14 protein-coding genes and 1 pseudogene are annotated in these 18,782 nt (G+C 73.1%); 14 read left to right on the forward strand and 1 reads right to left on the reverse strand.

Annotation, left to right across the window (positions count from 1 at the left end; translation table 11 throughout):
* Positions 1-533 precede the first annotated feature (533 nt).
* Positions 534-1,193 (forward strand): trimeric intracellular cation channel family protein, encoded by a 660-nt coding sequence (locus ACFV61_RS13115; RefSeq protein WP_063347738.1) that lies wholly within the window; start codon positions 534-536, stop codon positions 1,191-1,193.
* On the opposite strand, the gene ACFV61_RS13120 is transcribed toward ACFV61_RS13115, so the two are convergent.
* On the reverse strand, positions 1,099-1,887 hold the full coding sequence (locus ACFV61_RS13120; protein ID WP_380425004.1) for an IclR family transcriptional regulator: 789 nt from the start codon (positions 1,885-1,887) through the stop codon (positions 1,099-1,101). The two genes, ACFV61_RS13115 and ACFV61_RS13120, sit on opposite strands and share 95 nt — an antisense overlap.
* 258 nt (positions 1,888-2,145) lie before the next feature.
* Here ACFV61_RS13120 and ACFV61_RS13125 point away from each other — a divergent pair, with 258 nt between their 5' ends.
* The 13 genes and pseudogenes from ACFV61_RS13125 to ACFV61_RS13185 all read left to right on the forward strand — a co-directional run bounded on the left by ACFV61_RS13125 (position 2,146) and on the right by ACFV61_RS13185 (position 18,749).
* On the forward strand, positions 2,146-3,327 hold the full coding sequence (locus ACFV61_RS13125) for a cysteine desulfurase family protein (RefSeq protein WP_380425007.1): 1,182 nt from the start codon (positions 2,146-2,148) through the stop codon (positions 3,325-3,327).
* Positions 3,328-3,378: 51 nt separating this feature from the next.
* A complete protein-coding gene (mnmA, locus tag ACFV61_RS13130; protein ID WP_063347735.1) occupies positions 3,379-4,515 on the forward strand; it encodes a tRNA 2-thiouridine(34) synthase MnmA in 1,137 nt (378 codons plus the stop codon).
* Between the two features lie 47 nt (positions 4,516-4,562).
* The gene (locus tag ACFV61_RS13135) at positions 4,563-5,087 is read left to right on the forward strand and encodes a TIGR00730 family Rossman fold protein (RefSeq protein WP_380344975.1); all 525 of its coding nucleotides are present in this window, start codon (positions 4,563-4,565) and stop codon (positions 5,085-5,087) included.
* Between the two features lie 13 nt (positions 5,088-5,100).
* Positions 5,101-5,790 carry an SDR family oxidoreductase gene (locus ACFV61_RS13140; protein ID WP_063347733.1) on the forward strand — a complete coding sequence of 230 codons (690 nt, stop codon included), beginning with the start codon at positions 5,101-5,103 and terminating at the stop codon, positions 5,788-5,790.
* Positions 5,791-5,825: 35 nt separating this feature from the next.
* The gene (locus tag ACFV61_RS13145) at positions 5,826-6,836 is read left to right on the forward strand and encodes a methionine synthase (protein WP_244293362.1); all 1,011 of its coding nucleotides are present in this window, start codon (positions 5,826-5,828) and stop codon (positions 6,834-6,836) included.
* Between the two features lie 22 nt (positions 6,837-6,858).
* Positions 6,859-9,165 carry an NAD-dependent DNA ligase LigA gene (gene ligA / locus ACFV61_RS13150; RefSeq protein ID WP_380491632.1) on the forward strand — a complete coding sequence of 769 codons (2,307 nt, stop codon included), beginning with the start codon at positions 6,859-6,861 and terminating at the stop codon, positions 9,163-9,165.
* Positions 9,166-9,523: 358 nt separating this feature from the next.
* Positions 9,524-11,011 (forward strand): annotated as a pseudogene (locus ACFV61_RS13155) (putative bifunctional diguanylate cyclase/phosphodiesterase); the annotation flags it as partial.
* 490 nt (positions 11,012-11,501) lie between these two features.
* Positions 11,502-11,798, forward strand: a complete 297-nt coding sequence (gatC, locus tag ACFV61_RS13160) for an Asp-tRNA(Asn)/Glu-tRNA(Gln) amidotransferase subunit GatC (protein WP_030057414.1) — start codon at positions 11,502-11,504, stop codon at positions 11,796-11,798.
* Positions 11,799-11,803: 5 nt separating this feature from the next.
* On the forward strand, positions 11,804-13,297 hold the full coding sequence (gene gatA, locus ACFV61_RS13165; RefSeq protein ID WP_063347731.1) for an Asp-tRNA(Asn)/Glu-tRNA(Gln) amidotransferase subunit GatA: 1,494 nt from the start codon (positions 11,804-11,806) through the stop codon (positions 13,295-13,297).
* A complete protein-coding gene (locus tag ACFV61_RS13170) occupies positions 13,294-13,569 on the forward strand; it encodes a hypothetical protein (protein ID WP_244293361.1) in 276 nt (91 codons plus the stop codon). The genes gatA and ACFV61_RS13170 overlap by 4 nt, the downstream gene beginning before the upstream one ends.
* 77 nt (positions 13,570-13,646) lie before the next feature.
* Positions 13,647-15,158 (forward strand): Asp-tRNA(Asn)/Glu-tRNA(Gln) amidotransferase subunit GatB, encoded by a 1,512-nt coding sequence (gene gatB / locus ACFV61_RS13175; protein WP_063347730.1) that lies wholly within the window; start codon positions 13,647-13,649, stop codon positions 15,156-15,158.
* Positions 15,159-15,414: 256 nt separating this feature from the next.
* Positions 15,415-15,573 (forward strand): hypothetical protein, encoded by a 159-nt coding sequence (locus ACFV61_RS13180; RefSeq protein ID WP_159398431.1) that lies wholly within the window; start codon positions 15,415-15,417, stop codon positions 15,571-15,573.
* A gap of 134 nt (positions 15,574-15,707) precedes the next feature.
* The gene (locus ACFV61_RS13185; protein ID WP_380344966.1) at positions 15,708-18,749 is read left to right on the forward strand and encodes a helix-turn-helix transcriptional regulator; all 3,042 of its coding nucleotides are present in this window, start codon (positions 15,708-15,710) and stop codon (positions 18,747-18,749) included.
* The last annotated feature ends 33 nt before the right edge of the window (positions 18,750-18,782 follow it).

Genomic DNA, 18,782 nt, shown 5'->3' on the forward strand with positions numbered 1-18,782 from the left:
GACCCGGACGCATCCGGGTCCGGCGCCAATTCTCGCCGACGATACCGGGCTCTGCCGCGGTTCGGGCAATATAATTAGTCGTTGTAACGCATGGAAATTCACCTACCCGAGCTGAATCGCCCGGCCATTGGCGCGGACTGTCGACGTTCGGACATCGGGGATGCCGGTGCAATCGGCATCAGGGATTTCAGTCGTTGTAGCGCACGGGAGTCTCCTCTCCGGTTGTTCATGTTCGAAGCCCTGGTGCTTCTCTCGATGGAAATGAAACTACCACCGCCATTCGGGTCCGTCCATGAGTTAATTCCGGGATCAATTTCCCAAACCAGCCAACCCGGGCAAAGCGCGCATCGAATTCGGGAGGGAAATGCGAATTGTATTCCCCATACCGTACGACCTGCATTATTTCGCGAATATGTCGAAATTTGGTGTTCACGTCAACTCTGCGCAGAGTGTCCGGACCGGTGGTGGTTGTCGCCCGGGCCCGCGGCCGTACGCGGAGGGGGGGAGGGGTCCGTACGGGTCATAGTTGTTCGGTGACCTCGCAGATCTTCCCCTCCGACGTGCAGCAATCGCTGGACCTCGTCGGCATCTTCGTCTTCGCCCTCTCCGGAGGGCTGCTCGCCGTCCGCAAGAACATGGACATCTTCGGCATCGCGGTGCTGGCCGAGGTCACCGCGCTCGGCGGCGGTGTGATCCGGGACCTGGTGATCGGGGCGACGCCCGTCGCGGCGTTCAGCAACCTCGGGTACTTCATCACCCCGCTGGTCGCCGCGCTGGTGGTGTTCTTCCTGCACCCCGAGGTCGAGCGGATCAACCGGGCGGTGCAGACCCTGGACGCCCTCGGCCTCGGCCTGTTCTGCGTCACCGGCACCGCCAAGGCGCACGACTACGGGCTCGGCGCGGTGTCGGCCGTCGCCCTCGGCATGGTCACCGCGGCCGGCGGCGGGGTGATCCGTGACGTGCTGGCCGGCGAGATCCCCTCGCTGCTGCGCTGGGACCGGGAGATCTACGCCGTCCCGGCCCTGGTCGGCGCCGCCCTGGTGGCGGTGCTGATCGGCGTCGACCGGCTGACCGGCGCCACCGGCACCGCCGCCGCGCTCACCGCCTTCGGGCTGCGGATGCTCGCGCTGAAGTACGGCTGGCGCGCCCCGCGGGCCTGGCGCCGCAACGGTTCTCGCACCAGCGAGGAGTAGGCGAGCCGCCGTACGCGAGCGAGATCGCCTCCGCCGTGCAGAGCAGTTCCGGCACCATCCGGGCGAGTTCGGCCGGCGGCACCTGGCTCGCCGGGGCGCTCAGCGCGCAGGCCGCGACCGTCCGGCCGCCGCTGCCCGCCACCGGCGCGGCCACGCACGTCACCGGCTCCCGGTGCTCGGCCGACTCCACCGCCCAGCCCCGCAGCCGCACCGCCGCCAGTTCGGCCGGCAACTCCTCGTCGGGGGTGCCGTCCTCGGGCAGCCCGGCCAGCAGCACCCGGCCGATCGCCGTCCCGCCGGCCGGCGCCCGCCGACCGATCCGGGACGCCCGGGCGGTGCCCGGCCCGGCCCAGCTGCCGGCGACCTCGTCCAGGTACAGCACCTCGCCGTCCTGGAGCACGGCCAGCTGGACGGTGTAGCCGCAGCGCGCGTTGAGCGCCGCCAGGTACGGCGCGGCGACCTGCCGGACGTCGATCTCCTCCAGCGCCCGGTGGGCCAGGGAGAGCACCCGGCCGCCGAGGCGGTAGCGCAGATCGGGCTGGCGCTGCGCGAAGCCGTGCTCCTCCAGGGTGCGCAGCAGCCGCAGCGCGGTGGACTTGTGCACCCCGATGCTGGTCGCGGCCTGCTCCAGGGTGACCGGCCCGTCGCCGAGCGACCCGAGCAGGGTCAGGGCGCGGTCGACCGACTGCGACATGGCGCACCGCTCCTGTCCACGCCGATGGGAAGTGAGAGTGGGACGTGATCCCGGGCCGTGCCCGCGGGCCGGGCCGGGGCCCGTCCGCGGGAAGCGTCCGTCAGGCTAACCGCTCGGCCGCGCGACGGGTCAAACGGGTGCCGGACACCGGTGTCCGGTGGGCGCGTGGTCCGGGTAACGTCCGGGAGTCGTCCGGTGGCCGGATCGGTGCGCACACCGGGACGGGGCCCGGGAAGCGCCCTCTACAATCGGATGGTTATGCCATACCTGGACCATGCGGCGACCACGCCGATGCTGCCCGAGGCGATCGCCGCGATGTCGGCGCACCTGGGGGTGGTCGGCAACGCCTCGTCCCTGCACGCGGCCGGCCGCCGGGCCCGCCGGGTGGTCGAGGAGGCCCGCGAGTCGCTGGCCGACTCGCTGGGCGCCCGCCCGAGCGAGATCGTGCTCACCGGCGGGGGCACCGAGTCCGACAACCTCGCCGTCAAGGGCCTGTACTGGGCCCGCCGGGGCGCCGACCCGGCCCGCACCCGGGTGCTGTGCAGCCCGGTCGAGCACCACGCGGTGCTGGACGCGGTGCACTGGCTCTCCGAGCACGAGGGCGCCGACGTCGAGTACCTGCCGGTCGACCCGCTCGGCCGGGTGCACCCGCAGGCGCTGCGCGAGGCGATCGAGCGGGACCCGTACTCGGTCGCGCTGGTCACCGTGATGTGGGCCAACAACGAGGTCGGCACCGTCCAGCCGGTGCGCGAACTCGCCGCCGTCGCGGCCGAGTACGGCATCCCGATGCACGCCGACGCGGTGCAGGCGCTCGGGCAGGTCCCGGTCTCCTTCGCCGGGTCTGGGCTCACCGCGCTCACCGTCACCGGGCACAAGATCGGCGGCCCGTTCGGCATCGGCGCGCTGCTGCTCTCGCGCGGCGCCGCGCCCGTCCCGCTGCTGCACGGCGGCGGCCAGGAGCGCGACGTCCGCTCCGGCACCCTGGACGCGCCCGCCGCCGCCGGCTTCGCCACCGCCGCGGCCCTCGCGGTCGAGCGCCAGCCGGAGCACGCGGTCGTGCTCGGCGCGCTGCGCGACGAGCTGATCGCCGCCGTGCTGGCCGCCGTCCCCGCCGCGGTGCTCAACGGCGACCCGGCCGCCGAGGGGCGGCTGCCCGCCAACGCGCACTTCTCCTTCCCCGGCTGCGAGGGCGACGCGCTGCTGATGCTGCTCGACGCCCAGGGCATCGAGTGCTCCACCGGCTCGGCCTGCTCGGCCGGGGTGCCGCAGCCCAGCCACGTGCTGCTCGCGATGGGCGTCGACCCGGCGCTGGCCCGGGCCTCGCTGCGGTTCTCGCTCGGGCACACCTCGGTGCGCGAGGACGTGACGGCGCTGGTCGCGGCCATCGCCCCGGCCGTCCAGCGGGCCCGCAACGCGGGTCTGGCGGCGGTGCGGCGGTAGTTCCTCCGGGCGGTCGGGCATGTACGGCGGCCCCGTACTCTTGTAGTCACCATGACTGACTTCCCGGGTGCCCCGACCGCTCCGTCCACCGGCCGTCTGCGCGTGCTCGCGGCGATGTCCGGCGGCGTCGACTCCGCCGTCGCCGCCGCCCGCGCCGCCGAGGCGGGGCACGAGGTGACGGGCGTCCACCTGGCGCTGTCCGCCAACCCGCAGTCCTTCCGCACCGGGGCCCGCGGCTGCTGCACCATCGAGGACTCCCGGGACGCGTGGCGGGCGGCCGACGTGATCGGCATCCCGTTCTACGTCTGGGACCTCGCCGAGCGCTTCCGCGAGGACGTCATCGACGACTTCGTCGCCGAGTACGCGGCCGGCCGCACCCCCAATCCCTGCCTGCGCTGCAACGAGAAGATCAAGTTCGCCGCGCTGCTCGACAAGGCGATCGCGCTCGGCTTCGACGCGGTCTGCACCGGCCACTACGCCCGGATCGTCGACCTGCCGTCCGGGGAGCGCCAGCTGCACCGCGCCGTCGACGCCGCCAAGGACCAGTCCTACGTGCTCGGTGTGCTGGACGCGGACCAGCTCGCCCACTCCCTCTTCCCGCTCGGCGACACCACCAAGGACGCCATCCGCGAGGAGGCCGAGCGCCGCGGCCTGGCCGTCGCCAAGAAGCCGGACAGCCACGACATCTGCTTCATCGCCGACGGCGACACCCAGGGCTTCCTGGCCAAGCACCTCGGCACCGCCACCGGCGACATCCTCGACGCCGACGGCACCAAGCTCGGCGAGCACGACGGCGCGTACGGCTTCACCATCGGCCAGCGCAAGGGCCTGCGGATCGGCCGGCCCGCCGCGGACGGCAAGCCCCGCTACGTCCTCGACATCTCGCCGGTCGACAACACCGTGACCGTCGGCCCGCTGGAGGGCCTGGACGTCACCGGGCTCACCGCGATCCGGCCGCGCTGGTGCGGCACCGAGCCGCTCGCCGACGGCCGGTACACCGCCCAACTGCGCGCCCACGGCGAGGAGGTGCCGGTGAGCGCGTCGGTCGTGGACGGCGAGCTGCGGGTGCAGTTGGACACCCCCGTCCGCGGCATCGCCCCCGGCCAGGCCGTCGTCCTGTACGACGGCACCCGCGTCGTCGGCTCCGCCACCATCGCCGCCACCGAGCGCCCGGCCGTCCGCGCCTGAAACCGGGGTGAGCGAGGCCCGGCCCGCGTGATAGACCAGGTAGCACTATGAATATCTGCGTCTTCTGCTCCGCGTACTCGCTCGACGACCGCTACTCCGCTCCCGCCGCCGAGTTCGCGCGGCTCCTCGGCGAGGGCGGGCACACCCTGGTGTGGGGCGGCTCGAACGCCGGGCTGATGGGGCTGCTGGCCGATGAGGTGAAGGCGGCGGGCGGCAGGCTGGTCGGGGTGCTCGTCGAGATGCTGAGGCACAAGGGGTACGTCGGCGCCGACGAGTTGGTGATGACCGAGGACCTCGCCGAGCGGAAGGCGGAGCTGGCCGCCCGGGCCGACGCGATCGTCGTGCTGGTCGGCGGGCTGGGCACCCTCGACGAGGTGACCGAGGTGCTGGAGCTCAAGAAGCACGGCATGTTCGACAAGCCGGTGATCGTCCTGGACACCGAGGGCTTCTACGCGGGCCTGCGCACGCAGATGGAGCGGATGGACACCGAGGGCTTCCTGCCGCGCCCGCTCGCCGAGCTGATCAACTTCGCCGACACCCCGGCTCAGGTATTTGAGCAGCTCAAGGCCTGATTAGATCAGCACCATGGCTGCACATCTGATCACCGGCGCCGGCTCCGGCATCGGCGCCGTCCTGGCCGAGCGTCTCGCCGAGCGCGGCGACGACCTCTGGCTGCTCGCCCGCGACGCCCGCCGCGCCGCCGAACTGCGCGAGCGCTTCCCCGGGGCGCAGACCCTGGTCGGCGACCTCGGCGACCCGGCCAAGCTCTCCTGGGCCCTCGGCCACCAGGCGCTGCCCGTCGAGCTCGACTCCCTCCTGCACGTCGCGGGCATGGTCGAGCTGGGTGCGGTCGGCGAGCTGCCGGTCAAGGCCTGGCAGAGCACCCTGGCCGTCAACCTGGTCGCCCCCGCCGAGCTGACCCGGCTCCTGCTGCCCTCGCTGCGCCTGGTCAAGGGGCACGTGGTGTTCGTCAACTCCGGTGCGGGCCTGAGCGCCTCCGCCGAGTGGTCGGCCTACGCGGCGAGCAAGCACGGCCTCAAGGCGCTCGCCGACGCGCTGCGCCAGGAGGAGCACGCGAACGGCGTCCGGGTCACCTCGGTCTACCCGGGCCGCACCGCCACCGCGATGCAGGCCAAGGTGCACCAGCAGGAGGGCAAGGCCTACGACGAGGACCGCTTCATCGCCCCGGAGTCGGTGGTGAAGGCGATCCTCGCCGCCCTGGACGCCTCCCGCGACGCGGAGCTCACCGACATCACCGTCCGCCCCGGGCGCTGACCTCGCCGGGGCGGCGGCGCACTAGGCTCGGGCGGGTGAGCACCGGAGACACCTTCCCCGACCTGCGCGGCGCCGCCACCGGCGTCGGTTCGCTGCCCGGCACCGACGCGCGGGAGGCCGCCAAGACCTCCACCGGCGCGCTGGAGCAGCTGCCGTTCCTGCCCGAACTCCCCGCCCGCGGGCCGGGCGCCGACATGATCGGCCGCGGCGCCGGCCTGCTGGTCGAGCTGTTCGCACAGACCGAACCGTCCGGCTGGCGGTTCGCCGACCGCCCCGGCCGGGACACCCGGCGCGCGCACTCCTGGCTGGGCGAGGACCTGGACGCGCTGGAGGAGTTCACCCAGGGCTACCAGGGCGCGCTCAAGCTCCAGGCCGTGGGCCCGTGGACGCTGGCGGCGAGCATCGAGCTCAGGCACGGCGAGAAGGCGCTCTCCGACCACGGCGCCTGCCGGGACATCGCCGGCTCGCTCACCGAGGGCCTGCGCCGCCACCTGGCGGACGTCCGCCGGCGGGTGCCCGGCGCGCAGCTGGTCCTCCAGCTCGACGAGCCCTCGCTGCCCGCCGTGCTGGCCGGTTCGGTGAAGACCGCCAGCGGCTTCCAGCGGTTGCGCTCGGTGGACCGGCAGGTCGCCGAGGAGGTGCTGCGCGAGACGATCCGCGGCCTGGACGTGCCGGTCGTGGTGCACTGCTGCGCCCCGCAGGTCCCGCTCCCGCTGCTGCGCCGGGCCGGGGTGGCCGGGGTCTCCCTCGACTTCTCCCTCCTCACCGAGCGGGAGGACGACGACCTCGGCGAGGCGGTCGAGGCGGGCACGGCGATCCTCGCTGGTGTCGTGCCCTCCACTGACCAGGAGGTGTCCGACCCGGCCGGTAGTGTCCAGGGTGTCAGGACCTTGTGGCGCAGGCTCGGGTTCGCCCCGGAGCTGCTGGGCCGCCGCGTGCTGGTGACGCCGACCTGCGGGCTGGCCGGGGCGTCCCCGGCGTACGCGCGCAAGGCGCTGTCGCTTGCGGCGCGGGCGGCGCAGAGCCTGGTGGACAACCCGGAATGAGAACGTAGGAGGGCTTGCGGTGGTGGCTGTCGAGGGCTGGGAGGACGTCCCTGCGGAGGTGCGCAGGCGGCACGCCGAGCTGGTCGTGGAGATCACCGAGCACCGCGCCCGGTACTACGTGCAGGACGCCCCGGTCGTCAGCGACGCCGAGTTCGACGTCCTGATGCGCGAGCTGGAGGCGGTCGAGGCCGCGCACCCGGCCCTGGTGACGCCGGACTCGCCGACGCAGGAGGTCGGCGGCGACGTCGCGGAGGGCTTCACCAAGGTCGAGCACCGCGAGCGGCTGCTCAGCCTCGACAACGCCATGGACGACGAGGAGCTGGCGGCCTGGGCGGACCGGGTCGCCCGCGAGCTGGACGGCATCGACTACCACTACCTGTGCGAGCTCAAGGTGGACGGCCTGGCCGTCAACCTCACCTACGAGCGCGGCCAGTTGGTCCTGGCCGCGACCCGGGGCACCGGCCGGGTCGGCGAGGACATCACCGCCAACGTCCGCACCATCAAGGAGATCCCGCAGCAGCTCACCGGCGACGACCTGCCCGAGCTGGTCGAGATCCGCGGCGAGGTCTACCTGCCCACCGAGGCCTTCGAGGAACTGAACGCCTCGCTGGCGGCGGAGAACGAGCGCCGCCGGGCGGAGAACGAGGAGCGCGCCAAGGAGGGCAGGCGTCCGCAGGCGCTGCTCCACCTGTTCGCCAACCCCCGCAACGCCGCCGCCGGTTCGCTGCGCCAGAAGGACCCGCTGGTCACCGCGTCCCGTCCGCTGCACATGGTGGTGCACGGCATCGGCGCCCGGGTCGGCTTCGACATCGACTGCCAGTCGCACGCCTACGACCTGCTGCGCGCGTGGGGCCTGCCGACGGCCCGGCACAACAAGGTGGTCGGGACGCTCGACGAGGTGCGGGCGTTCATCGGGCACTTCGGCGAGCAGCGGCACTCGGTCGAGCACGAGATCGACGGCGTCGTGGTCAAGGTGGACGAGATCGCCCTGCAAGGGCGGCTCGGTTCCACCTCCAAGTCGCCGCGCTGGGCGATCGCCTGGAAGTACCCGCCGGAGGAGGTCACCGGCAGGCTGGCCGCGATCAAGGTCGGCATCGGCCGCACCGGCCGGGCCACCCCGTACGCGGTGCTGGCCGAGCCGGTGAAGGTGGCCGGCTCGATGGTGCAGTACGCGACGCTGCACAACCAGCAGGTCGTCAAGGCCAAGGGCGTGCTGCTCGGCGACACCATCGTGCTGCGCAAGGCCGGCGACGTCATCCCGGAGATCCTCGGCCCGGTGGAGAGCCTGCGGGACGGCACCGAGCAGGAGTTCGTGATGCCCTCGCACTGCCACGAGTGCGGGGCCGAGCTGCGCCCGATGTCCGAGGGGGACATCGATCTGCGCTGCCCCAACGCGCAGTTCTGCCCGGCGCAGATCCGCGAGCGGATCGCCTTCCTGGGCGGCCGTTCCTCGCTGGACATCGAGGGCCTGGGCTATGTCGCGGCGACCGCGCTGACCCAGCCGCTGGAGCCGGCCGAGGCGCCGGTGCGGGACGAGGGCGACATCTTCGGCCTGACGATGGAGCAGTTGCTGCCGATCGAGGTGCTGGTCCGCGACCAGAAGACGGGCATGCCCAAGCTGGACGACCGCACCGGCAAGGAGAAGAAGGCCACCTTCTTCGCGAACCAGAAGGGCGAGCCCAAGAAGACGGCGGGCGTGCTGCTGGAGAATCTGGAGAGGGTGAAGGAACGTCCGCTGTGGCGGTTCCTCAACGGCCTCTCGATCCGGCACGTCGGGCCGGTCGCGGCGCAGGAGCTGGCGCGGGAGTTCCGGGACCTCGACCGGATCTTCTCGGCCACCGAGGAGGAGCTGGCCGCCGTCGAGGGGGTCGGGCCGATCATCGCCCGTTCCGTCGTCGAGTGGTACCAGGAGGAGTGGCACCGGGGGATCCTGGAGAAGTGGCGCGCGGCCGGCGTCCGCTTCACCGAGGAGCCCGCCGACGAGGAGGAGGCGGAGCGCCCGCTGGAGGGCCTGACCGTCGTGGTCACCGGCACCCTGGCCGGGCACACCCGGGACGGGGCCAAGGAGGCGCTGACCTCGCGCGGCGCGAAGGTGACCGGTTCGGTATCGAAGAAGACAGATTTTGTCGTGGCCGGTGACAACCCCGGGTCCAAGTACGACAAGGCCGTTCAGCTCGGACTGCCGGTCCTGGACGACGCCGGCTTCGCCGTGCTGCTCGCCGACGGAGCGGCCGCGGCCCGCGCCCACCTCGGCCTGCCCGAGGTCGGGAAGGCCCCCGTCGAGGCCGCCCCGGAGGCCGACCCGGAGGCCGACCCGAGCGGAGCGTGACCGAACCCGTCTTGTTATCGTCCTGATGCAACGTCACCGGGTGTCGCACCGTGAAAGCGGGCATTGTGTCACTGTGCGACACCCGGGCGCGGTGGCGCGTTTCCGGTTGTCCGAAAGTCTGCCCACCGGGTGGACCCCGGCATACCCTGGAGCGCAACAGAGTGTCAGCAGGGGTGGGGGCACCGGCTGAGCCGGTGCTCCGCGGGGTCGCTCCATGCCCGGCAGCTGTCGGTACCGGCACGGTGCCTCACCGTAAGGCGGCCTGACGGGGCGGGCCCGACGGAGGACAGGGCTTATGGATCGTACGACCGGCGGTGCGCCCACACGCCCGCCGCAGGGGGTGGCAGGTGCGGTCCTGCTGCTCGGCGTGCTGCTGGCCGGTGCCGCGCCGCTCATCCCGCTGGCCGTCCTGGTCTACCGGTACGAGCCCGAACTGCTGCCGCTGTTCGCGGTGCCGCTGGCGGTGCTGGTCGCCGCCTGGCGGATCGCCCGCGACCGCGCCCGTGACCAGCTGACCGACCCGCTGACGGATCTGCCCAACCGTCAGGCCCTGTTGATGGCCGCCCAGGAGGCGATCGCGGAGCGTGCGGAAGGCTACAGCGTCGGTCTCATCCTGCTCGATCTCGATCGTTTCCGATCGCTCAACGACACCCTCGGTCACACCGCCGGCGACCGGCTGCTGGTGCACATCGCCCGCCGGCTGCACCGCGCGCTGCGCTCCGGAGGCCCGGCCGGCAGCGCCACCCGGGAGTCCATCGACGACGTCTTCGCCGGCCTGCCCCGGAACTACCGGCGCGGCCGCCCGATGGTGGCCCGGATGGGCGGCGACGAGTTCGCCGTGCTGCTGCCCGGCATCAACTGCCCGGACAGCCTGGAGCGGGTCGCCAAGGCGCTGATCGCCGAACTCGCCGCGCCGATCCGGCTGGACGGGCTGCTGCTCGTGCTGGAGGCCAGCGCCGGCGTCTGCGTCTACCCGCAGCACGCCCAGGACGCCGAGGCGCTGCTGCGCCGCGCCGACGTGGCGATGGGCCACGCCCAGCGCGGTTGCAGCGGCGTCGCGCAGTACGACGAGACCCAGGACGCCGACACGCCGTACCGGATAGGGCTGCTCGGCGACCTGCGGCGGGCCCTGGAGACCGGCGAGGTGCAGCTGCACTACCAGCCCAAGGTGGCCTTCGACGGCCGGGTGGTCGGCCTGGAGGCGCTGCTGCGCTGGGAGCGCCCCGGCCAGGGCCGGGTCTCGCCGGACGAGTTCGTCGGGCTCGCCGAGTCCAGCGGACTGATGCCCCGGCTCACCGACTACGTGCTGGAGGCCGCCGTCGGGCAGCTCGCCTACTGGCGGGACCAGGGCCTCCAGGTGCAGGTCGCGGTCAACGTCTCCCCGCGCGACGTGCTCAACCCCGGCTTCGCCCAGCGCGTCGCCGGCCACCTCGTCCGCCACCAGGTGCCGGCCCACGCGCTCCAGCTGGAGATCACCGAACGGCTGCTGCTGGACGACTCCCGCCGGGCCGCCGACACCCTCGCCGAACTGCGCGGCTACGGCGTCGGGATGTCCCTGGACGACTTCGGCACCGGCCACTCCTCGCTGGTGCGGCTGCGCAGCCTGCCGGTCGGCGAGCTGAAGATCGACCGCTCCTTCGTCTCCCGGATGGTCATCGACGACCACGACGCGGCGGTGGTGCGCTGCTCGGTGGAGCTCGCCCACTCGCTGGGCCTGACCGTGGTCGCCGAGGGCGTCGAGGACGACGAGACCTGGGAGCGGCTGCACTGCATGGGCGTGGACGCCGTCCAGGGCTGGCTGGTGTCGGCCGCGCTGCCGGCCGAGCAGGCCACCGCCTGGCTGCGGGTGCACCGTACCGGCGCCCCGCCGGTGGAGCGGCTGGTCCCCCCGCCGGGCCGGCTGCCTTCGGCGCTCCACGCGGTGCAGGGGGGCCAGGGCCTGCCGGTCCAGCCGGTGCTGCCGCCGGCCGCCCAGCCGGTGGTCCAGCAGGCCATCGCGCCGGTGCTGCCCCCCGTGCTGCCCCCGACGCTCCCGCAGGCCGTGCAGGCCGTGCAGGCTGTGCAGGCCGTTCAGACGGTCCAGGCCGCGCCCGCGCCCCAGCCCGTGTCGGCCGCGCAGATCGAGATCAAGGCGCCGGGCACGCAGAGTTGGGCCCGCACCAGGCCGCAGTGACGGGCGCACACGCTTACTCGTTGGCCGGTGGCCGGGCCGGGCCCCATAGGATGGGGTCCAAAGACCACGAGGACGGAGCACCGGACCGGTTGCTCCTGCCCGGGCCCGGCACCGCCTGCGCGCGGCGCCGGGCCTCACCAGAACTCACCCTGAGGATCGCTGCATGCCTGGCATCACGCGCGAGGAGGTCGCCCACCTCGCCCGGCTGTCGCGTCTTGAGCTGAAGCCCGAAGAGCTGGACCACTTCGCCGAGCAGCTCGACGTGATCATCGGCGCGGTCGCCCGCGTTTCCGAGGTCGCCGGACAGGACGTCCCGCCGACCTCCCACCCGCTCCCGCTGACCAACGTGATGCGCGCGGACGAGGTGCGGCCGTCGCTCACCCCGGAGCAGGCGCTGTCCGGCGCCCCCGCCGCCGAGGAGCAGCGTTTCCGCGTGCCCCAGATCCTCGGGGAGGACTGACCGAGATGACCGAGTTGATCAAGTACACCGCCGCTGAGACGGCTTCCGCCATCGCCAAGGGCGAGGTGTCCGCCGTCGAGGTGGCGCAGGCGCACCTGGACCGCATCGGCGCCGTCGACAAGAAGGTCAACGCCTTCCTGCACGTCGACACCGAGGGCGCGCTGAACGCCGCCAAGGCCGTCGACGAGAAGCGCGCCAAGGGCGAGGAGCTGGGCCCGCTGGCCGGCGTCCCGCTCGCGCTGAAGGACGTCTTCACCACCAAGGGCGTGCCGACCACCTGCGGCTCCAAGATCCTCGAAGGCTGGATCCCGCCGTACGACGCCACGTTGACCACCCGTCTCAAGGACGCCGGCGTGGTCATCCTCGGCAAGACCAACATGGACGAGTTCGCGATGGGCTCCTCCACCGAGAACTCCGCCTACGGCACGACCGGCAACCCGTGGGACCTCTCCCGCATCCCCGGCGGCTCCGGCGGCGGCTCGGCCGCCGCGCTGGCCGCCTTCGAGGCCCCGCTGGCGATCGGCACCGACACCGGCGGCTCGATCCGCCAGCCCGGCGCCGTCACCGGCACCGTCGGCGTCAAGCCGACCTACGGCTCGGTCTCCCGCTACGGCCTGGTCGCCTTCTCGTCCTCGCTGGACCAGGGCGGCCCGTGCGCCCGCACCGTGCTGGACGCGGCGCTGCTGCACGAGGCCATCGCCGGGTACGACCCGCTGGACTCCACCTCGATCGACGCGCCCGTCCCGGCCGTGGTCGAGGCCGCCAAGCTGCGCGACGTGCGCGGCATGCGGATCGGCGTGGTCAAGGAGTTCGCCGGCGAGGGCTACCAGGCCGGCGTGATGGAGCGCTTCAACGAGTCGGTGGAGCTGCTGCGCGAGCTGGGCGCCGAGGTCGTCGAGGTCTCCTGCCCGTCCTTCACCCTGGCGCTGCCGGCGTACTACCTGATCGCGCCCAGCGAGGCCTCGTCCAACCTGGCCCGCTTCGACGCGATGCGCTACGGCCTGCGGGTCGGCGACGACGGCTCCCGCTCGGCCGAGGACGTCACCGCCCTGACCCGCGAGGCCGGCTTCGGCCCCGAGGTCAAGCGCCGCATCATCCTCGGCACCTACGCCCTCTCCTCGGGCTACTACGACGCCTACTACGGCTCGGCCCAGAAGGTCCGCACGCTCATCTCGCGCGACTTCGACGCCGCCTTCGCGGGCGTGGACGTGCTGGTCTCGCCGACCACGCCGACCACCGCCTTCCCGATCGGCGAGCGCGCCGACGACCCGATGGCGATGTACCTGGCCGACCTCTGCACGATTCCGTCGAACCTCGCGGGCAACGCGGCCATGTCGCTGCCCTGCGGTCTGGCCCCGGAGGACAATCTCCCGGTCGGCCTGCAGATCATCGCACCCGCGATGGCGGACGACCGCCTGTACCGGGTGGGCGGCGCCGTCGAGGCCGCACTCAACGACAAGTGGGGGCACACCCTGCTGGAGGAGGCACCGGCACTGTGAGCAAGATCGAGAAGGCCAAGGCCCCGTCGTCCCTCAAGGCACCGTCGTCCCTGAAGGGCTTCAAGCACAGCAAGCCGGGCCTCTGGCTGTCCATCGGCACCAGCGCCTTCGGCGCGCTATCGGTCGTCAAGGACGTCCGCAAGGCCCGCGAGGAGAGTGACACCCTCAAGCTGGTCAACGCCCTGGTCGGCGCCGCCGCGCTGATCACCGGTACCGCCCTGCTGGTGCGCGAGCTGCGCCAGCTCGGCTCCGACGACGTCCTGCTGGGCTGAGCTGAGCGCCCCGGCCCGGCCCCGCGCGAGCGGCGGCCGGGCCCGTACCTCCCAAGTCTTTTAGTGAAGGGGACGCTGTGAGCGTCATGAACCTGGTCTCCTACGAGGACGCTCTCGCGTCGTACGACCCGGTGATGGGCCTTGAGGTCCACGTCGAGCTGGGCACCAAGACCAAGATGTTCTGCGGTTGCTCGACCGAGCTGGGTGCCGAGCCGAACAGCCAGACCTGCCCGACCTGCCTGGGCCTGCCCGGCTCGCTGCCGGTGGTCAACGCGATCGGCGTGGAGTCGGCCGTCAAGATCGGCCTGGCGCTGAACTGCGAGATCGCCGAGTGGTGCCGGTTCGCGCGGAAGAACTACTTCTACCCGGACATGCCCAAGAACTTCCAGACCTCGCAGTACGACGAGCCGATCGCCTTCAACGGCTACCTCGACGTGCAGCTGGAGGACGGCTCGACCTTCCGCGTGGAGATCGAGCGCGCCCACATGGAGGAGGACACCGGCAAGTCCAGCCACGTCGGTGGCGCCACCGGCCGCATCCACGGCGCCACCCACTCGCTGCTCGACTACAACCGGGCCGGCATCCCGCTGATCGAGATCGTCACCAAGCCGATCGTCGGCGCCGGCGAGCGCGCCCCCGAGGTCGCCAAGGCGTACGTCGCCGAGCTGCGCGAGCTGATCAAGGCGCTGGGCGTCTCCGAGGCGCGGATGGACAAGGGCCAGATGCGCTGCGACGTCAACCTGTCGCTGCGCCCCAACGGCACCGAGACCTTCGGCACCCGTTCGGAGACCAAGAACGTCAACTCGCTGCGCAGCGTGGAGCGGGCCGCCCGGTTCGAGATCCAGCGGCACGCCACCGTGCTGACCGACGGCGGCACGATCATCCAGGAGACCCGGCACTTCCACGAGGAGGACGGCAGCACCACCTCGGGCCGGATCAAGGACAACGCCGAGGACTACCGCTACTTCCCCGAGCCGGACCTGGTGCCGATCGCCCCCGCCCGCGCCTGGGTCGAGGAGCTGCGCGCAGGCCTGCCCGAGCTGCCGCGGGTACGCCGGGCCCGGCTGCAGGCCGAGTGGGGCCTGTCCGACAAGGACATGCAGTCGGTGCTGAACGCCGGCGCCGTCGAGCCGATCCAGGAGACCATCGCCGCCGGCGCCCCGGCCGACCAGGCCCGCAAGTGGTGGATGGGCGAGCTGGCCCGCCGGGCCAACGAGACCGGCACCGAGCTGAGCGAGCAGCCGATCACCCCGGCGCAGGTCGCCCGGGTCACCGCGCTGGTCGCCGAGGGCAAGCTGAACGACAAGCTGGCCCGCCAGGTCATCGAGGCCGTGCTGGCCGGCGAGGGCGAGCCGGACGAGGTCGTCGAGAAGCGCGGCCTGGCCGTCGTCTCGGACGACTCCGCGCTCGGTGCGGCCGTCGACCAGGCCATCGCCGAGAACGAGGCGATCGCCGCCAAGATCCGCGACGGCAAGGTCGCCGCGGTCGGCGCGCTGGTCGGTGCGGTCATGAAGGCCACCCGCGGCCAGGCCGACGCGGCCCGCGTCAAGGACCTGATCCTGGAGCGGCTCGCCGTCGAGGGGCAGTAGGCACAACCCAGAGAATTTGGGCGTCTTTGCCTGAGGTCCTAAGGCGCCTAAGGCATCTAAGGCCCTCTAAGTAAGGCCTAAGGCCCGGTCTCACCTCTAAATCGAGGTAAGACCGGGCCTTTGTCGTTCCCGGGGCCCCGATCTAAGGCACCTGGGGCCCGGAAGATCGGTAGGGCTTCCGATGCGGCACCCCCCGCTGGGAGAGGAAAGTCTTACTCGACAGCGAAACGCAGTGAAACCCACAGGGGGAACCGAAGTGATCGAGTACGAGCTCATCCAGCAGCACGCCCACGAGCTGGCCGTCCGCGCCGAGCACGAGCGCCTGGTCCGGGAGGCCAAGGAGGGGCGCCGCCTGCGGCAGCGTCCGGTGGCCGCCCGCTTCCAGCGGCGCCCCGCGCGCCAGCGCGAATGCTGACGGACCGGCACCACGACGGTGCCGAGGGAGTTTCGGAGGGGGAGGCGCAGCAGGGGAGCGCCTCCCCCTCCGGGCGTTCGCCAGGGGAGATAACCCCTCGGCCCGCCACCTCCGGCTATGGCATGCTCGCCTCCATGCAGCAGATATCGGTGAGTCCCGTCTTCGTCGGCCGCGGCAGCGAGATCACCGAACTGACCGACGCGCTGCGCCGGGCCGGCTCCGGCAGCCCGCAGGCCGTGCTGATCGGCGGCGAGGCGGGCGTCGGCAAGACCCGGCTGCTGGAGGAGTTCCTGGAGCGGGCCGCCGCCGGGGGAGCGGTCACCACGCTCGGCGGCTGCCTGGAGATCGGCGCCGAGGGCCTGCCGTACGCCCCGCTGGCCGCCGCGCTGCGCCGGCTGCACCGCTCGCTGGGTGCCGAGCTCGAGGCCGCTGCGGTCGGCAGCGAGGGGCACCTGGCCCGGCTGCTGCCCGAGTTCGGCGAGGCCGACGGCGAACCCAACGACGAGTACGGCCGGGCCCGGCTGTTCGAGCACACCGCGAGGCTGTTCGAGCGGCTCGGCGCGGAGCGTACCCTCGTGTTCGCCGTCGAGGACCTGCACTGGTCCGACCGCTCCACCCGCGAACTGCTCGCCTTCCTGGTCCGCACCCTGCACCGGTCCCGGGTGCTGCTGGTCGCCACCTACCGCTCCGACGACCTGCACCGCCGCCACCCGCTGCGCCCCTTCCTGGCCGAGCTCGAACGGCTGCGCACCGTCCAGCGGCTGGAGCTGGAGCGGTTCGGCCGCGGCGAGGTCGCCGCCCAGCTGGCCGGCATCCTCGGCACCGCCGACCCCGACCGGAAGCTGGTGGACCGCATCCACCGCCGCTCCGAGGGGAACCCGTTCTTCGTCGAGGAGCTGGCCACCGCCTTCGAGGACGGCTGCGGCGCCGGGCTCACCGACTCGCTGCGCGACATCCTGCTGGTCCGGGTGGAGAGCCTGGTCGAGGAGGCCCAGCGGGTGGTGCGGATCGCCGCCGAGGGCGGCTCGCACGTCGAGCACGCCCTGCTGGCGGCCGTCCTGGACGACGACGAGGAGGCGCTGATCGAGGCGCTGCGGGCGGCCGTCGGCGCCAACATCCTGCGCCCGGACGGCGAGGGCGAGGGCTACCGCTTCCGGCACGCGCTGGTCCGCGAGGCGGTCTCGGACGACCTGCTGCCCGGTGAACGGCACCGGATCAACCGCAAGTTCGCACTCGCGGTGGAGGCGCAGCCGCAGCTGGTCTCCTGCGACGCCCTGCCCGCCCGGCTGGCCAACTACTGGTACCACGCGCACGACCCGGCCCGCGCCCTGCCGACCGCCCTGGACGCCGCCCGGGCGGCCCGCCGCCGCAACGCCTTCGCCGAGCAACTGGGCATGCTGGAACGGGCCCTGGAACTGTGGGACATGGTCTCCGAGGAGGTGCTGGCGCACACCCTGCGCCCGTACGACTGGGCCGAGACCTACCCGCCGGGCTCCTGCGACCACAGCACCGCCGACGGGGACTGCGACCGGATCCAGCTGGTCGACGTGCTGGCCGAGGCGGTGGTCGCGGCCCGGCGCTGCGGCGACCGCGAGCGCGGCCTGAGCCTCGCCAGGCGGGGGCTGCGGCTGGTCGACGAGGCCGTGCACCCGGTGCGCGCGGCCTGGTTCCGGATCAACCGGGCCCGGATGCTGGGCAATCTGCGCCGCTCCGGCGACGACGAGGAGATCCTGCACGCGCACCGGCTGGTCGACCACCTGCCGCCGTCCGCCGTCCAGGCCGAGGTGTTCGCGCTCGGCGCCGGGGTGGCGATGCTCAAGAAGCCCGGCCCCGAGCACATCGAGCTGGCCGAGCGGGCGATCCGGATCGCCCAGGAGGTCGGCGCGCACTCCGTCGAGGTGCACGCCCGGATGACGCTCGGCGGCCTGCGCTACGACGTGCACGGCGATGCCGACGGCGGGCTGGCCGAACTGGCCGGGGCGGTCGAGGCGGCCCGCCGGCTGGGCGTGCCCGACCTGCTGCTGCGCGGCGTCAACAACCTGGCCAGCATGCAGCGCGGGGTGGGCCGGGCCGAGGAGGCGGTGGTGCTGGCCCGTGAGGGCCTGGTCTACGCGGACGGCAACGGCCTGCTGCGCAACATCGGCACCATCCTGACCGGCAACCTGGCCGAGGCGCTGACCGACCTGGGGCGGATCCGGGAGGCCGCCGAGGTGCTCGACGCCTGCGAGCTGACCAGCCTGACCGGCACCCACGCCGAGTTCCTGGACCGGATGCGCGGCGACCTCGCGCTGCTGCGCGGGGACCTGGCCGGCGCGGCGACCATGCTGGCGCAGGCCCGGTCGGCCAACCGGGTCGGCCAGCTCCAGCACAGCGTGCCGATCAGCCGGCTGGCGGTGCGGATCGCCGCGCTCGCCGGTCGGCCGCTGGAGGCCCGGGAGGAACTGCTCACCGCGCTGGCGGAGGAGGGGCGGCTCGGCCACGAGTCCGACGTGTACCCGCTGCTGGTCGAGGCCGCCACGGTGGAGGCGGACAGCCGGGGCCTGCCGGAGGCCGCGGCGGGCCGGGCCGAGGCACTGGCCGCGATCGCCGCGCGGGCGGCCCGGCTGCGGCCGCGGGCGCCGATGCACCACGGCTGGGCCCGGCTGCTGGAGGGCGAACTGGCCCGCGCCGAGGCCGCCGACACCCCGGAGCAGTGGGCCGCCGTGGTCGCCGCGCTGCGGCCGACCGGGCTGCCGTACCCGCTGGCGGTCGCCCTGCTGCGGGCCGGCGAGGCCGAGGTGCTGGCCGGGCGGCGCGAGGCCGGGGCCGAACTGCTGCGCGAGGCGCGGGAACTGGCCACCGTCCGGGGTGACCGTCCGCTGCTGGCGGAGGTCGCGGGCCTGGCCGAGCGGGCCGGGCTGACGCTGACCCCGGTGGCGGCCGCGCGCCCGGCCGCCGGGCCGGCCGCGACCCCGCCCGCCGGGGAGTCCTTCGGCCTCACCCCCCGTGAGCGGGACGTGCTCCGGTTGCTGGCGCGGGGCTGGAGCAACCGGCAGATCGCGGAGGAGCTGTACATCTCTCCGAAGACCGCGAGCGTGCACGTTTCCAACATCCTGGGCAAGCTCGCGGTCACCGGCCGGGGTGAGGCGGCAGCGCTGGCGCACCGGCTGCGGCTGTTCCCGGACGATCCGGCGTAGGGCCCTGTCCCCCTGGGCCTCCCGCTGACCCGA

Source organism: Kitasatospora sp. NPDC059817 (assembly GCF_042731835.1).
Classification (GTDB): domain Bacteria; phylum Actinomycetota; class Actinomycetes; order Streptomycetales; family Streptomycetaceae; genus Kitasatospora.

What these genes read in the sequence shown, in the direction of transcription:
- ACFV61_RS13120 (WP_380425004.1), bottom strand. Translation starts at nt 1,887, where the DNA reads ATGTCGCAGTCGGTCGACCGCGCCCTGACCCTGCTCGGGTCGCTCGGC.
- ACFV61_RS13125 (WP_380425007.1), top strand. Translation starts at nt 2,146, where the DNA reads ATGCCATACCTGGACCATGCGGCGACCACGCCGATGCTGCCCGAGGCG.
- mnmA (WP_063347735.1), top strand. Translation starts at nt 3,379, where the DNA reads ATGACTGACTTCCCGGGTGCCCCGACCGCTCCGTCCACCGGCCGTCTG.
- ACFV61_RS13135 (WP_380344975.1), top strand. Translation starts at nt 4,563, where the DNA reads ATGAATATCTGCGTCTTCTGCTCCGCGTACTCGCTCGACGACCGCTAC.
- ACFV61_RS13140 (WP_063347733.1), top strand. Translation starts at nt 5,101, where the DNA reads ATGGCTGCACATCTGATCACCGGCGCCGGCTCCGGCATCGGCGCCGTC.
- gatC (WP_030057414.1), top strand. Translation starts at nt 11,502, where the DNA reads ATGCCTGGCATCACGCGCGAGGAGGTCGCCCACCTCGCCCGGCTGTCG.
- gatA (WP_063347731.1), top strand. Translation starts at nt 11,804, where the DNA reads ATGACCGAGTTGATCAAGTACACCGCCGCTGAGACGGCTTCCGCCATC.
- ACFV61_RS13185 (WP_380344966.1), top strand. Translation starts at nt 15,708, where the DNA reads ATGCAGCAGATATCGGTGAGTCCCGTCTTCGTCGGCCGCGGCAGCGAG.